Source organism: Luteimonas sp. Soil_C_16, from assembly GCF_057657295.1.
The window spans coordinates 12,580-25,106 of sequence record NZ_JBDGIS010000004.1 but is presented as its reverse complement, the minus strand read 5'-3'; the positions used below and the strand labels follow the sequence as shown (position 1 = coordinate 25,106).

Genomic DNA, 12,527 nt, shown 5'->3' with positions numbered 1-12,527 from the left:
ACCCCGGCACCGTTACTGCCCCGCCTCGAACACACTGATCCCCAAGGCACTGCTCTTGGCCTCGTACATGGCGGCATCTGCCGCGCGCAGATAGTCGTCGCTGGTCGCCAACTGGGGATGGCTGCTCACCAGTCCGATGCTGGCGCTGCTGTGCACGGCGGTCGCGCCGATCGTGTAGGGCAACGCGAGCGCCGTCGCAATCTGCCGCGCGCGTTCGGCTGCGCCGGCGGAATCGACGGACTCCAGCAGTACGATGAACTCGTCACCGCTCATGCGCGCGACAAGATCGACCGCGCGCACGCAACTTTCCAGCCGTCGCGCCACCTGCTGCAGCAACTGGTCGCCGACGTGGTGGCCGTGGGTGTCGTTGACCGCCTTGAACCCGTCGAGATCGAGCATCAGCACCGCGAACATCGTGGTGTGGCTCTGCGCCGCTGCACCCTCGCCCGCCGCGAGCCCTTCGCGGTGCAGCGCGATCGCGTGATCGAGACGATCGCGGAACAGCGGCCGCCCCGGCAGATTGGTCAGCGCGTCGTAGGAACTGCCGCGTTCGGCCAGATCGCTCAACGAGCCCGCCATGCGCACCGCGACACCGTCCTCGAAACGGGCCACGCCGCGCCAGTTCACCCACACCAGACGCCCCGAGCCGTGCCAGGCGCGGAAGTCCACGGAAAAGTTCGGACTGTCTCCGGCCAGATGCCGGCGGTAGGCCGACTCCACGCGTGCGCGATCGTCGGGATCGATGCGCGACTGCAGGAAGTGCCAGCCGTCCGCGTGGACGGGTCCGGTCGCGTCCAGCCCGAGGATGCCGTTGAAGCGTCCGGACACGTGCAGCACATCCGTGCGCAGATCCCAGTCCCAGATGCCGTCGTTGGACCCGCGCGTCGCCAGCGCGTAGCGCTCGTCGGAGCGCAGCAGTTCGAGCTCGGCCTGCTTCTGCCGGGTCACGTCGATCATCAGGCCGATCATGCGGTTCGGGCGCCCCGCCTCCACCACCGTCCGGCACAGGTCGCGCACCCAGACGACCTCGCCCGAGCGCGTGATCAGGCGGTAACTCATCTCGTACGCGTAGCTGTGCGTCGCGTCGTAGGCGGCGTTGTCGATCGCCAGTGCCGCCTGCAGATCGTCGGGATGCACGCGCGAGCGCCAGAAGCCCGGGTCGGCGCGCCACTGCTCCACCGTGAAGCCGAACAAGCGTTCGACCTGCGGACTCAAAAACGTGTTGCCCACACCGCGTTCGGCTTCCCAGACCACGCCGTCGATGGTCTCCAGCAAGCGCAGGAAGCGCTGGCGCACTTCCACCAGCACCTGCTCGGTGACATCGGCCACTTCCAGCAGCACGCCCTGACGACTGATCACCCGATCCGCCGCATCGGTCTCGGGCTGCAACTGCAGCCGCATCCATCGATACGTCCCGTCCGCGAGCCGCAGCCGGAACACCGGCATGCCGGAACGCAGCGTCGGGTCGTCGTCGGGGTGCACGAAATCCAGCAGGGAGCTGCCCAGCGCATCGGCAACCGCGTGGCCCGTCAGCGTCTGCCAGGCGGGATTGAGATAGGTGACCGTCCAGCGCGCATCCGTCTGCACGACCGCGTCGGGCAACAGGCGCAGCAGGTGCGCGGACGGCGTGGGATCGGCAGGCATGGGCGCGCTATGGTCACCGAAGGACGCACGCCCGGTCCAGCGACGCGCACCCGGGAACCGCGACGCCTGGGATCCACTCAACCCGGCTGATCCGGGATTTCGCAGCAGTCGCTTTCCCGCGCGGCGAGCGCGATGTACTCAGGTGCGCGTTTTCTCGAGCCGCGCCTTCAGATCCGCGAACGGGTTCGACGTCGCCGCGGCGGGCGCATCCTCCGCGTTCCGTGCGCTCACGCCGGTGTGGTCGAGCTGACGGGAATGCTCGTTGTCGTGGCAGTACACGCAAAGCAACTCCCAGTTGCTGCCATCGGCCGCATTGTCGTCGTGGTTGTGGTTGCGGTGATGCACCGTCAGCTCACGCAGATTGACGCGCGTGAACTCGCGCGCGCAGCGGCCGCAGATCCACGGGTACATCTTCAGCGCCCGCTCGCGATAGCCGGCGTTGCGCTGCTCGGCACTGCGGCGGGCCTCCGCGACGATGCGATCGAGCTTGGACGGGTCGGGACTAGGCATGCGCGGAGTCTAGCGCCGCAACGGCGCCAGGTTCACGCGTTCTGCGGAACTGCGTTCCGACGCAGCGCGTTCTCACACATGCCCTGCGAATTGCGCTCGATCGTTTCGGAGACCTGCGGCCCCAATCCGCGTGGTGCTTTACGCCAAGTCGATCGCGATCGTTCTTAAATTGCGCCAAACACCACGCACAGCTGTCCGAATCAGTCGCCGCCCTTCCCCGCCTCGCGACTCTGCGCAAAATCCGGGAAGGTCTCCGCCAGCGAATCCTTGTCCGGCAGGATGTAGAACACGCCGCCCTTCTCGAATGTCGGCTGGACAACCAGCTCGTAGAAGCCGGTGTCGACGTTGATGCAACCGTGGGTGACGCGGTTGTCGTCCGGCGTCGGCGATGCGAGGCGTTCCCCGCGTCGTTCGGCCGGGGTGCCACTCGCGGTGGGGTGCAGCGAGACCGCCGAATCGTAGTCCACCCAGAGCACGCGCCCGGCGTCAATCGACGGACCATAGCCACCCAAGAAACGACCGGCCGGCGTGGTGCGATCCCGCCCCGGAATTTCGCGCAGCGCAAGACCGGCAATGCCGGGCGCCGCATGATCGCCAACCGCCGAACCGAACAGCCCGGGCGCTGCGCCCTGCAGCTTGCCGTCGCCGCCGAACACCAGCACCTGCGCTGCGGCCTTGTCCATCACCATGAACGGATAGCCGTGGTTGTCATTGGCGGCGATGACCCAGCCCGCAAGCTCGATCACCGTGTCGGAGACCGCCTGGCCGGGCGGAAGCTGGTTGGCCGAGGCGGCCTGTGGCGCCACGGCGTCCTCGGCCATGGCCACGCCGACGCTGGCGGATGACAACGCGAGCAACAGCGCTGCGTGGAAGACCCGCATCGCAGGTTGTGTGGACGTGGCGATGGGACAACTCCTCGAAAAGACGGGTGACACACCGGGACCCGTAGCCGGCAGGCCAACGGGTCCCGGTCCGATCAGATCAACCGCGCGGCGTGCGACGCGGCGCTGTTTCCAGCTGCTGGACGCGACGTTCCATCGTATCCAGACGCTGATTGGCCTGCGTTGCCGACTGGTTGGCGGATTCCGCGCTCTGGGCCGCACCCTGCACCCGCGAGTCGAGGGTATCGAGGCGCGTATCGATGCGTGCGAAGTCGTCCTTGTACGTGGCACAGCCACCAAGCCCCACGGCCGCGACCAGTGCCACGCCGACCATTTGTGCCGTCTTCTTATGCTGTTGGATGAGCGACATTTCAGTTCTCCTGCTTCGGGGGAGTCCGGAATATAGCGGCGTTTTTGCCGCAGATTCCGCGCGTCTTCAGGCGAAATTGGAGTACGTGGACGAGATGTGAAATTTGCCTGATGACTGACCTAGGGCGTGCCCTAGATGCTGGAAATAACGTGTTGTGTTGTGTGCTTCGGACAGGAAGCTAGGCGGGGTCAGGGTCACTTCCGCGACTCTCCGATCGTTCGACCGGCCAGCCCTCTGCGGATTTCACCGATGCACGCGCCGCACCCGGGGCGGCGCGCTGCGTGCTGACCTGCCAGCGCTACATCGAACTCAATCCGGTACGCGCCCGAATCACCGACGATGCGGCCGCCTGGCGCTGGTCCAGTTGCGCTGCCCACTGGGCCCACGCAACGGTTCGATGCTGACGCCCCACCCGGCATGGCTGGCATTCGATTCCGATCCGCTCGTTCGCGTACGACGCTGGCAGGACATGCTCGATGAAGTTGTGACCGGAGAGGACCTCACCGCGATCCGCGACTACCTGCAGCAACAGCGCGCTTGGGGCCGCGACGACTTCCGCACCATGGTCGAAGTCAAGACGAAGCGCTTCGCAGGCGTCCGACCTGCTCCTCGACCAACCGAGACGGATAAAGAAACCTGACCTCGTTCTTGCCCGCTGTCATCGGTAATACCGAGCCAATCTGAGAAAGAAATAGGCCCCGGGAAGAAGCAGCGCCGATATCCAGAAAGTCAGAAAGAAAATTGCTGCCACAGTTAGATCACTACGCGATGCGAACTCAAGAAACGCGGCCGTTCTTAAACTGGTTGCCGAACCGACGCCAAGCGCCAGAAACAGCATCACCGGCGCGCCTGCGCCCAAAACCAAACACGCCAACGACAGCCGCCAATACTCCATTGGCACCGTGCTGGGAGCGGTCCAGGTCAAGCGCCTTCGAAACCATGCAAGATTTGCAAGCAGCACCGGCACATACAGAAAAAACATCCCAAAGAACAAGCTTGGCATGTAGTCGAGGGCACGATTTCGCGACCAAAGAGCTTGGAACCTCGCTTGATCCGGGAGCAGTGCTTCGTGCACAAGACCGGTCAGGTCGATGCCCAATACGGGCATCGCGATAGCGGCCGCGAGGTAGAGGTAGAGCGCGATCTCCATGACATCCAACTTTCGATGCGCAAAGGCTTTGAACTTAGGCATGTGCTGGCTCAGTTCTAGTTTGGCCCGGTTGAGCAAAGCATTTAGGTCACGTGATTCAAGCTAGTGGCTCACTACTTATAAGTGGACTTGCCCCCTATATTGCCGGCCGCATGTCGTCCCCTGACCGGCCTACGTCGCCGCTCGCGCGGCGTCATCCTAGATGAGTGAACTTGACCCCGTTGCTGGATACGGCATGGGTGAGTCAAATCGATTCGGCCGCAAAACAAAGCCGATCAGTCTTCGACGGCGGTGATACGGCCGTCTTCAACTTTCCAGAGGCCGTTCTTTACAGTGGTGACGTAGAACGGCTTCCCCTTCCAGAGACTCCAGAACACGTGGATCTCGGTCGGAGTCGGGTCGAGCAGATGCGTGACGATCATGGCGACCGCGTTGGGTGCCGGATTGAGATCAATGCAGCTCCGCGTGTAGGGGCGCCACGCCGTCGCCACATCGCCTTCCGTTTCCACACGGGTCGAGCCGCCCAGCCGCACCACGCCTTGCGAAGGTCGCGGAATCAAGAAGGCCACCCACTGCGCCTCCACGCTCGACGGCAGCACCACCGTGTCGTAAGCCTCCCCGCATCGCGGCGAATCGAATGCCAATGCCGTCGTGCGGGCCTGCGCGGCAGCCCGCTCATTCGAGGACAGCCCGGCCGGAGCCGGCAGTGCCTCGATTGGCGCCGCGAGTACGCCGTCGGTCGAGACCGCTGCCCGATAGAGCGCAGCGGATGCGTCATCCAGCACGGTGACGTGGATCTGCCCCCCGTAGCCCAGGGTGATCTCACCTGCCACGCGATCGTCCTCGCGCATGGTCTGGTCGGCATCCATCGCCGCGCGCACCGCTTCGATCGCGCGGTAATGCGTGTAGATCGTCCGGCCTGACGCTTCAGCCGATGCGTTGGCGTCCGCATCGCTGATCTTCGAATCGTCGCGGGCAAGCGCGGGCCAGCACACCAGCAGTGCCCCGACCAGAATCGCCGTGCGCACGTGCCGGCAAGCGAGCGCAGCGGACTGATCAACGCGGGACAATCCCATCATCTGGGGAGCCTCATGGACTGGCTGCGCATCGGAACCCGATCGCCGTTCTCTTTGAGGATGGTCCAGCCGTCGATCTGGGACGCCTCGAGAACCGTCACCTCGCGCTGCAACCCCCACCAGCTGGTCCGGGTAACCAGCACGCGATCCGCGCCCTCAAACAGAAGATCGCTCGATTGCCACGTTGAGGTCAGCGCAATCAAGCCAGCGGCTAGCAGCACGATGAAAATCGTGCCAACCAACGTGTCGAAGAACTTGCCGATGGCGCCACGGCCCTCCGTGGCCGAGGATGCTGCGATGTGACCCTGCTCTGCATGTGCGTTCATTGCGTTTCCTGGGTGAAGTGCTGTGATGCGCCCGGTGAACCGGAGGCGCGGAGTCCGTTCTCACATTTCGGGTGTCGAAGCGCGCAGCACCTCCATCGCGGCATCTGCCTTGCGCTGCGACTCGCGCACTTCTGCAAGGCTCGGTTTCGGGCGTGCGGCGTGTTCGGCGCAGCGGTCGACGCTGGCACCAGTGCGCGGATCATGATCGATGCAGAAGCTCGCGACTGCAGGCGTAGACGCGACGGCCGAGCGCGACGGCACGAACTGCGGCGCAGGTACGGGACGCTGGATGGCCGCCGTCGCAGGTCGGCCGACGGCCTGCAGGCTTTGGTCGAGATTCCGACTGAGCGCTTGGATGACCTGGTAGGCGACCAGCAACATCACGACCAGGGCAAAGCCCTTCAGCGCCAGCGTCGCGGCGGTGGCTTTGGCCCAGGACGTTGCCGCCTTGCGACCAGCCGGCAAGGCGCGATCCATTGCAGCGTGCAGCAGATGTTCTCCGACCTGCGCGGCCAGACTGTCGGCGGTGCGTGTTGCGGGCGGCGCTTCCGGCAATGGCCCCAGCATGGCGCGGAGTTCGTCGCCGTCGATCAGCTGCACCAGCCCGTTGCGGGTCGCCGCCTCAATAGCGGCCTTGGTGAACTCACCGCTGGTCACGAGGATCGCGGCATCGGCGCGCGCGTTGACCATCAGCCCGATCAGCTGATGCACCTCGTTGTGCGGCACCTTGTAGGCGTTCCAGTGCTTGACCTGCACGAGCACGACCCGACCTTCGCGTTGCAGCTTCAGATCGATGCCGCCATCGAACCGACCAGCCGATGCGCCGGTTCCCACGTGCTCGACCTGATAGCCCGCATCCCGGTAATACGCGGCGAGCAAATGCTCCAGCCGGTCCCACCGCACCCCTGTCAGCGCATCGTCACGGCGATGCGCTACCCGCTTCAATCCCTGTCGCATGCCGTCTCCCTGCCTGACTGGTCGTCGTTTGCGCGGCGTCTTTTAGGTGCGTGCAGCTGCCCTGTTCGATGCCTCATGCGGAGATCGGCCTTACTCGGCGAGTTTCCGCTTGATGGTCTCAATCGCCTGCACCTGGACGGGATCCTTCGGATCGGCCACCGCAAGGAAATCCAGAAACCACTGTCGCGGAGGCGGTTCGCCGAAATACTCGCGCCGTGACCACTCCCACAGGTGCGCACGACCGTCGCGGGGAAACTTCGCCAGCAACGTGTCGAGGTACGGCCCTGCCTTGGCCATTGCCGCGTCGGCCGGCAAGCCGGCGTCGAACATCCACATCGTTACGAGTTCGCGGAGCACGGTCTGCTCCTGGCGTACGTCGAGGCGGGCGAGCTGATAATGCCGATCCGCCTGCTCGAACCTGCCCACGTTGTAACTGGCGGCGCCCAACAGATAGTGGCCATACGCGCTCTCGGGATCGCGTGCGACGGCATCGGTGATCGTTGCGTACGTCCATTCCGGCTCCACGCGCAGCAGCCTGCTTGCCACTTCACGCGCCTGCCAGGGCGTCAAGTGTTCAAACCGCTCACGTTGCAGCAACAACGCAAGTCCCTTCACGTCATCGACCGGCGACCCGTCGGATCGATGCATGCTCAACTGCGCTGCACGCGCGAGTGCGTCCTCGTTGGATGCCATCCGCGTTGCCACATCGGCGATATCCGCCGCCTGCTGTGTGTATCGATTGGCGGCGATTTCCCTGAGCGTCAGCTCGTTGTAAGGCTCGACCAGCGAATTGGCCAGTAGCGGAAATGCTGTGGCCCGCGGTGACAACATCTCCGCGTAACGCTCCATCTCCTGCAGCGAACCACCCCATCGAGGCTGCAGCGCTCCCATTCGTGAAACCGCGACTTCTGCGCATGCCGGGCCCGCGAGCTGCGCGCGCGCGAAGGCCCAGGCTTCGAGCTCCGCATCCGACACGGCTTTCGCAATCTCCATCATGCCGATGTACGCGTGCGTCAGATCAGGATCGAGCTCAACGGCTCGACGGTAGAACGGGATCGCCTCGATGAAACCGGCCCGCATGCCGGCGAACTGCGCCTCGCTCGTCTGGGGCGCCAATGCAGTGCCGCGCGCCTCCCATCCCTGTTTCGCAAAGTGACGCCCACGCGCCATGGCCGCGTATGCGCTCCGCGGCGCGGCGTCCACCCAGCGAGACGTCAGCCGATCGCGCGCCGCGGCGGGCATGTCCGCCAGATCGTGGAAGAAGGTATGCACGCGCTCCGCGTCTTCGCGCTGACCGTGCCCGGCCGCCATCTCAGCCATCAGGCGTTCGAGCGTCTGCACGTCACCCGCCTCGAGCAGCGCGGCTGCCTGCGTGGGCGACGGTCCGTCGGAAAAGTGATACCGGCAGTGCGCCGCCGCGTGACCTTCAGGCCATTGATTGTCTGGCAGATCGGGCCATGCCAGGCACCGTGCCAACGGCGCCTCGATCTGCCGGGCCGCGCGCACGCCAATCAGGTAGTCGCGCCATGCCCCGGGCACACCGACGAACTGCGCATCGCGCGGCGTTTCGGGAATCGCAGGCAGCGCCTGCGGACCGGCGGATGCAGGTCCAAACGTACCGACCATGAGCACAACGCTGGCCAATGCAATCTGTGCGATGCGTGCAAAGCCGGATCGGGATCCGGATGGACTGCAAGTGAAAGCGAGCCGCTCATTCATGCGCTTCAACTCCATTGATGAGAATTCCTTGAAACCCGCCTCTTGAGCGGGCGTCCATCAGCGGGCGACACATCCACGCTCGTGACGCGCTTTCCCTGTAGCCCGGTCAGCTGATGCACCTCGTTGTGCGGCACCTTGTAGGCGTTCCAGTGCTTCACCTGTACCAGAACGACCCGCCCGTCGCGCTGCAGCTTCAGATCGACGCCGCCATCGAACCGACCAGCCGATGCGCCGGTTCCCACGTGCTCGACCTGATAGCCCGCTTCCCGGCAATACGCGGCGATCAGATCGCTCCAGCCGGTACCACCGCACCCCTGTTAGCGCATCGTCTCGACGATGCGCCACCCGCTTCAATCCCTATCGCATGCCGTCCCCTGACCGCCCTACGTCGCCGCTTGCGCGGCGTCATCCTAAATAAGTGAACCTGATCCCGGTTATCCGGTAACTCCAATCTATCAACGTCAGCTCTTGACGCCTGCATCTCCCGGGATGCTACCAATATCCTGAGCATTCTTTCGCGAGCTGACTTTTGTTCTGCGTACTAACCTTAAAGCTAGCCCCAAGAAAAGAAGAAGCGCTAAACCAACAGCGCTTAAAAGCGCGAGCCAGGACAAATAATTTGTAAGAGATCCACCGCCAATCAGAAATGCCAACGGGTGCAATACATGACAAACAACCGCGCCACCTAGTAGCCACGCAGGAGCGAGTTTATCCAAATCAACCCTTTCCAAAGATTCTATGACATCCGACGCCATGAACGATATAGCAGCTACAAAAAAAGGAGGGAGGCCGATCGACAAGACAAGTATAATCAACTTAAAGCCGTCAAGCTCCAGGACAAGATCGGGCCTGAACTTCATAACTACTAGAAAAGGAAGCGCAACAACACTGCTGACAATAGCTAGATATGCAATACCTCTAAATTTCTCCACTCGATCCAGAAGATGCATCAGAGCCACCATCACTCAACCCCTTTTAATGTTTGCTTTCCACACAGTGACAACTGAATTCTCTGATGACGAAGCAGTTAAGCGTATTTTGGCCTCAGGCAGGACGCACAAGTTGCTTCGGGAGCGGCACGTAGGCCGTCGCCACGGCTAAGCGCGAGAAAAATGTCTCAGAATGAAGACGTACTTCGCCGCCCCACTCCACAGCTTCAAGTCCACGCGCCATCGAGCTGTCCCGCCGATGCGCCCGTCCCCAGATCCTTGACCTGATGGCCACCTTCCCGGCAATACGCGGCGATCAGATCGCTCCAGCCGGTCCCACCGCACTTCTGTTAGCGCATCGTCCCGACGATGCGCCACCCGCTTCAATCCCTGTCGCATGCCGTCCCCCCTGACTGGCCTACGTCGCCGCTCGCGCGGCGTTATCCTAGATAAGTGAACCTGGCACCGTTATTCCTACAAAGCGCGGCGAACTTCAGCAGCAGCGCAATGCCGGTGGCGTTTGCATACGACTTCGCAGCCCTGCGTCCGGCAGGCACGGCACGGCCGAGGGCGGCGTTCAACAGGTGTTCGCCGACCTGGGCGGCGAGCGTGTCTGCGGTGCAGGTTGCAGCAAGCGGCGCGTTCGGCAGCGGGCCGAGCATGGCGCGGAGTTCATCGCCGTCGATCAGCTGGACCTGGTCGTTTCTGGTGGCGGCCTCGATAGCGGCGCGGGTGAACTCGCCGCTGGTCACGACGATGGCGCCGTCGGCTCCGGCATTGACCATTACGCCGATCAGCTGATGCACGTCGTTGTGCGGCACCTGGCAGGCGTTCCAATGTTTGACCTGCACCAGCAACAGCCGCCCGTCGCGTCGCAGCTCCAGATCGACACCGCCGTCGAACCGGCCGTCAGTACCGCCCGTTCCCACGTGCGTGACCTGATACCCCGCATCCCGGTAGTACGCGGCGAGCAGATGCTCCAGCCGGTCCCACCGCACCCCTGTCAGCGCATCGTCACGGCGATGCGCCACCCGCTTCAATCCTTGTCGCATGCCGTCCCCCTGACTGGCCTACGTCACCGCTCGCGCGGCGTCATCCTGGATAGGTGAATCTGACGTCTTCCCCCGATCAAGTTATCCCTCTTCACGATTTTCCGGCTGTAGATGGACCTTGAATATGGAGTCAGCGAGCCTTGATCCTGTAGAAACGAGCTTCGACAGAACGCGCAACTGTTCTTTACTCGCCAGCTTGGTCGTCCGGTCCGGGTAATTGATGGAGTGATCTATTTCTCCCCAAGCCTCTTCGAACAGAGTTCGCACCTGAATCTCACAAACGAGTTCGTTATCCTCGTCATTACCAGGCGAGACCAAGTAGTGAACACTTGTGTAGTAAGAAGACTTCAGCTCAGTTCTTAGCTTGAACTTCTTAAAATACTCTATCGACTCGGGATCCCAAGTGTACGCAACAGGCCTTTCAACTAGCTTCCAAGTTTTCTTTTTAACCTTTTGAGCAATAAAATTATGAATAAATTCAAATTGATCTTGGTACAGATGCAGAACGCGCAGCCCTGCAAGATCGGTTACCTGTGAGAATAAATTCTCAGCGCTAATATCCCTCACGCCGTCGGCAATCTTCTTTGCCACTTTTTTCTTGAGATGCCCCTCGTCCTTCAGTCTTTTTTTCATAGAATGGATAGGAGCTGGCACCCCATCATTCAGACCGATATCTGTACGGAACGCGCCTTCGACGTTATCGAGAAAAAGCCCGATAACCTTCTTCTTGTCCCTGTACTTTTCGACAATGGCCTCAATCTCCGCCTCTGTAGTCATTTGGCTTCCAGCCTATTTATTCTCTCGATGAGCGAATCAGCAAATTCCGAATAATGCTCCTGCGTTTCGATAATCCCAGATCGCTGACCGTTTACGGTATTTCTGTCATCTTTGTCTATCTTCTTAAGCGATGGGATTTGCCACATAGGGACTCGATAGTGCTGAGCCATGGCGGGGAAAGTATTATGACTATGCATAATCGATTCACCTCCGATTGGCTCAGCTATTTCGGAACCCGGAACTGCCTCCCGCAAATCTTCACCAATGTACTTATTGATGATTGTCGGAATTTGAAGTGCGTACTTAAGATGTGCTTGAGCGAGGTTCCACTTCGTATCTGTTTTTGTGTACTTCTTTGCGTTATATATTGTGTATCCGAGGAACTGAACAAAGTCCTTCGGGAAAAGTTTTCTTTTCTCGCTGGAGATGAGTTTGTATATAATTGAGAACTCCTCTCTCCATTTGTTCAAGCTCGCCCCGATATTCCTAATCCCATATAGCGAGAACATATCCGGGGCAGCCGGAACTATAAACCCATCAACAGTAGATATGATGGTTTTATTCATCGCACCAAGACTAGGCGATGTGTCGATTATTACGTAGTCGTACTTGTATCTCTTGGCGTACTCCTCGCAGATGTTTCTAATCCTAGTCACGGTGCGGATTGCAAGAGAGTCGCCTCTGTACGCATCACTCCAGCGAGAGGATATCTTCTCTTCAAACTCATGAAGAGAAAGCCTTCCGGGGACTATATGAAGCGACGGGGTTATTTTTTTAGGCGGAGGAAGCTTTTCATACTCGCCAACACCATCTATCGTCGGCTGCAAGAGAAAATGCAGCGATCGAACACTTTTCTGCAGCGATGCCAAGTTCGAAAAACCTTTTTTCTTCGAGAATTCGCTCACCCCCATCCCGATACACTCGTCTTCCGCCTCCCATATTCCATGGATATCTTCGACGGACATTGAGTATATCGTTAGATTGCATTGCGGATCAGCATCCACTAACAGAACCCTATTACCTTTCTCAGCGAGCGCATGCGCCAGATGATAGGTAAGCGTTGTCTTGCCGACACCACCCTTATTATTAAATACCGAGACTATTTTCATTACTCGTCCAAGAGTTAGTTTCCTAAC

At 61.1% G+C, this 12,527-nt stretch carries 15 protein-coding genes; 1 reads left to right on the top strand and 14 read right to left on the bottom strand.

All coding sequences use genetic code 11. The annotated features are described in order from the left end of the window. Nucleotides 1-12: 12 nt before the first annotated feature. The 4 genes from AC3A5T_RS08715 to AC3A5T_RS08700 all read right to left on the bottom strand — a co-directional run bounded on the left by AC3A5T_RS08715 (nucleotide 13) and on the right by AC3A5T_RS08700 (nucleotide 3,405). Nucleotides 13-1,644, bottom strand: a complete 1,632-nt coding sequence (locus AC3A5T_RS08715) for a diguanylate cyclase domain-containing protein (protein WP_487628223.1) — start codon at nucleotides 1,642-1,644, stop codon at nucleotides 13-15. Nucleotides 1,645-1,782: 138 nt separating this feature from the next. Continuing rightward, the gene (locus AC3A5T_RS08710; protein WP_487628222.1) at nucleotides 1,783-2,154 is read right to left on the bottom strand and encodes a YajD family HNH nuclease; all 372 of its coding nucleotides are present in this window, start codon (nucleotides 2,152-2,154) and stop codon (nucleotides 1,783-1,785) included. A gap of 200 nt (nucleotides 2,155-2,354) precedes the next feature. After that, nucleotides 2,355-3,035, bottom strand: coding sequence for a hypothetical protein (locus AC3A5T_RS08705; protein ID WP_487628221.1), 681 nt, complete (start codon nucleotides 3,033-3,035; stop codon nucleotides 2,355-2,357). Nucleotides 3,036-3,135: 100 nt separating this feature from the next. Beyond that, nucleotides 3,136-3,405, bottom strand: coding sequence for a hemolysin XhlA family protein (locus AC3A5T_RS08700; RefSeq protein WP_232135700.1), 270 nt, complete (start codon nucleotides 3,403-3,405; stop codon nucleotides 3,136-3,138). A gap of 397 nt (nucleotides 3,406-3,802) precedes the next feature. On the opposite strand from AC3A5T_RS08700, the gene AC3A5T_RS08695 reads away from it, so the two are divergent. Continuing rightward, a complete protein-coding gene (locus tag AC3A5T_RS08695; RefSeq protein ID WP_487628220.1) occupies nucleotides 3,803-4,045 on the top strand; it encodes a hypothetical protein in 243 nt (80 codons plus the stop codon). An 18-nt stretch (nucleotides 4,046-4,063) separates the two neighbouring features. Here the strand turns inward: AC3A5T_RS08695 and AC3A5T_RS08690 are convergent, their stop codons facing one another. The 10 genes from AC3A5T_RS08690 to AC3A5T_RS08645 all read right to left on the bottom strand — a co-directional run bounded on the left by AC3A5T_RS08690 (nucleotide 4,064) and on the right by AC3A5T_RS08645 (nucleotide 12,500). Next, nucleotides 4,064-4,597, bottom strand: coding sequence for a hypothetical protein (locus AC3A5T_RS08690; protein WP_487628219.1), 534 nt, complete (start codon nucleotides 4,595-4,597; stop codon nucleotides 4,064-4,066). A 233-nt stretch (nucleotides 4,598-4,830) separates the two neighbouring features. Next, nucleotides 4,831-5,634 (bottom strand): hypothetical protein, encoded by an 804-nt coding sequence (locus AC3A5T_RS08685; protein ID WP_487628218.1) that lies wholly within the window; start codon nucleotides 5,632-5,634, stop codon nucleotides 4,831-4,833. Further along, nucleotides 5,631-5,957 carry a hypothetical protein gene (locus AC3A5T_RS08680; protein WP_487628217.1) on the bottom strand — a complete coding sequence of 109 codons (327 nt, stop codon included), beginning with the start codon at nucleotides 5,955-5,957 and terminating at the stop codon, nucleotides 5,631-5,633. The genes AC3A5T_RS08685 and AC3A5T_RS08680 overlap by 4 nt, the downstream gene beginning before the upstream one ends. Nucleotides 5,958-6,017: 60 nt before the next feature. Beyond that, nucleotides 6,018-6,914: a restriction endonuclease gene (locus AC3A5T_RS08675; protein ID WP_487628216.1), complete on the bottom strand. Its 897-nt coding sequence runs from the start codon at nucleotides 6,912-6,914 to the stop codon at nucleotides 6,018-6,020. Between the two features lie 90 nt (nucleotides 6,915-7,004). After that, on the bottom strand, nucleotides 7,005-8,633 hold the full coding sequence (locus AC3A5T_RS08670; protein ID WP_487628215.1) for a hypothetical protein: 1,629 nt from the start codon (nucleotides 8,631-8,633) through the stop codon (nucleotides 7,005-7,007). A gap of 5 nt (nucleotides 8,634-8,638) precedes the next feature. Continuing rightward, entirely contained in the window at nucleotides 8,639-8,917 is a 279-nt protein-coding gene (locus tag AC3A5T_RS08665; RefSeq protein WP_487628524.1) for a restriction endonuclease, read from the bottom strand. 177 nt (nucleotides 8,918-9,094) lie between these two features. Next, the gene (locus AC3A5T_RS08660) at nucleotides 9,095-9,583 is read right to left on the bottom strand and encodes a hypothetical protein (protein WP_487628214.1); all 489 of its coding nucleotides are present in this window, start codon (nucleotides 9,581-9,583) and stop codon (nucleotides 9,095-9,097) included. Between the two features lie 419 nt (nucleotides 9,584-10,002). Continuing rightward, a complete protein-coding gene (locus AC3A5T_RS08655; RefSeq protein WP_487628213.1) occupies nucleotides 10,003-10,593 on the bottom strand; it encodes a restriction endonuclease in 591 nt (196 codons plus the stop codon). Between the two features lie 102 nt (nucleotides 10,594-10,695). Continuing rightward, complete coding sequence (locus AC3A5T_RS08650) at nucleotides 10,696-11,391, bottom strand: RelA/SpoT domain-containing protein (RefSeq protein ID WP_487628212.1); 696 nt, start codon at nucleotides 11,389-11,391, stop codon at nucleotides 10,696-10,698. Continuing rightward, nucleotides 11,388-12,500 carry a ParA family protein gene (locus tag AC3A5T_RS08645; protein ID WP_487628211.1) on the bottom strand — a complete coding sequence of 371 codons (1,113 nt, stop codon included), beginning with the start codon at nucleotides 12,498-12,500 and terminating at the stop codon, nucleotides 11,388-11,390. Before AC3A5T_RS08645 ends, AC3A5T_RS08650 begins: the two co-directional genes overlap by 4 nt. Between the last annotated feature and the right edge of the window lie 27 nt (nucleotides 12,501-12,527).

What these genes read in the sequence shown, in the direction of transcription:
- AC3A5T_RS08700 (WP_232135700.1), bottom strand. Translation starts at nt 3,405, where the DNA reads ATGTCGCTCATCCAACAGCATAAGAAGACGGCACAAATGGTCGGCGTG.
- AC3A5T_RS08675 (WP_487628216.1), bottom strand. Translation starts at nt 6,914, where the DNA reads ATGCGACAGGGATTGAAGCGGGTAGCGCATCGCCGTGACGATGCGCTG.
- AC3A5T_RS08650 (WP_487628212.1), bottom strand. Translation starts at nt 11,391, where the DNA reads ATGACTACAGAGGCGGAGATTGAGGCCATTGTCGAAAAGTACAGGGAC.
- AC3A5T_RS08685 (WP_487628218.1), bottom strand. Translation starts at nt 5,634, where the DNA reads ATGATGGGATTGTCCCGCGTTGATCAGTCCGCTGCGCTCGCTTGCCGG.
- AC3A5T_RS08645 (WP_487628211.1), bottom strand. Translation starts at nt 12,500, where the DNA reads ATGAAAATAGTCTCGGTATTTAATAATAAGGGTGGTGTCGGCAAGACA.
- AC3A5T_RS08690 (WP_487628219.1), bottom strand. Translation starts at nt 4,597, where the DNA reads ATGCCTAAGTTCAAAGCCTTTGCGCATCGAAAGTTGGATGTCATGGAG.
- AC3A5T_RS08660 (WP_487628214.1), bottom strand. Translation starts at nt 9,583, where the DNA reads ATGCATCTTCTGGATCGAGTGGAGAAATTTAGAGGTATTGCATATCTA.
- AC3A5T_RS08670 (WP_487628215.1), bottom strand. Translation starts at nt 8,633, where the DNA reads ATGAATGAGCGGCTCGCTTTCACTTGCAGTCCATCCGGATCCCGATCC.
- AC3A5T_RS08705 (WP_487628221.1), bottom strand. Translation starts at nt 3,035, where the DNA reads ATGCGGGTCTTCCACGCAGCGCTGTTGCTCGCGTTGTCATCCGCCAGC.
- AC3A5T_RS08695 (WP_487628220.1), top strand. Translation starts at nt 3,803, where the DNA reads ATGCTGACGCCCCACCCGGCATGGCTGGCATTCGATTCCGATCCGCTC.
- AC3A5T_RS08680 (WP_487628217.1), bottom strand. Translation starts at nt 5,957, where the DNA reads ATGAACGCACATGCAGAGCAGGGTCACATCGCAGCATCCTCGGCCACG.
- AC3A5T_RS08715 (WP_487628223.1), bottom strand. Translation starts at nt 1,644, where the DNA reads ATGCCTGCCGATCCCACGCCGTCCGCGCACCTGCTGCGCCTGTTGCCC.
- AC3A5T_RS08710 (WP_487628222.1), bottom strand. Translation starts at nt 2,154, where the DNA reads ATGCCTAGTCCCGACCCGTCCAAGCTCGATCGCATCGTCGCGGAGGCC.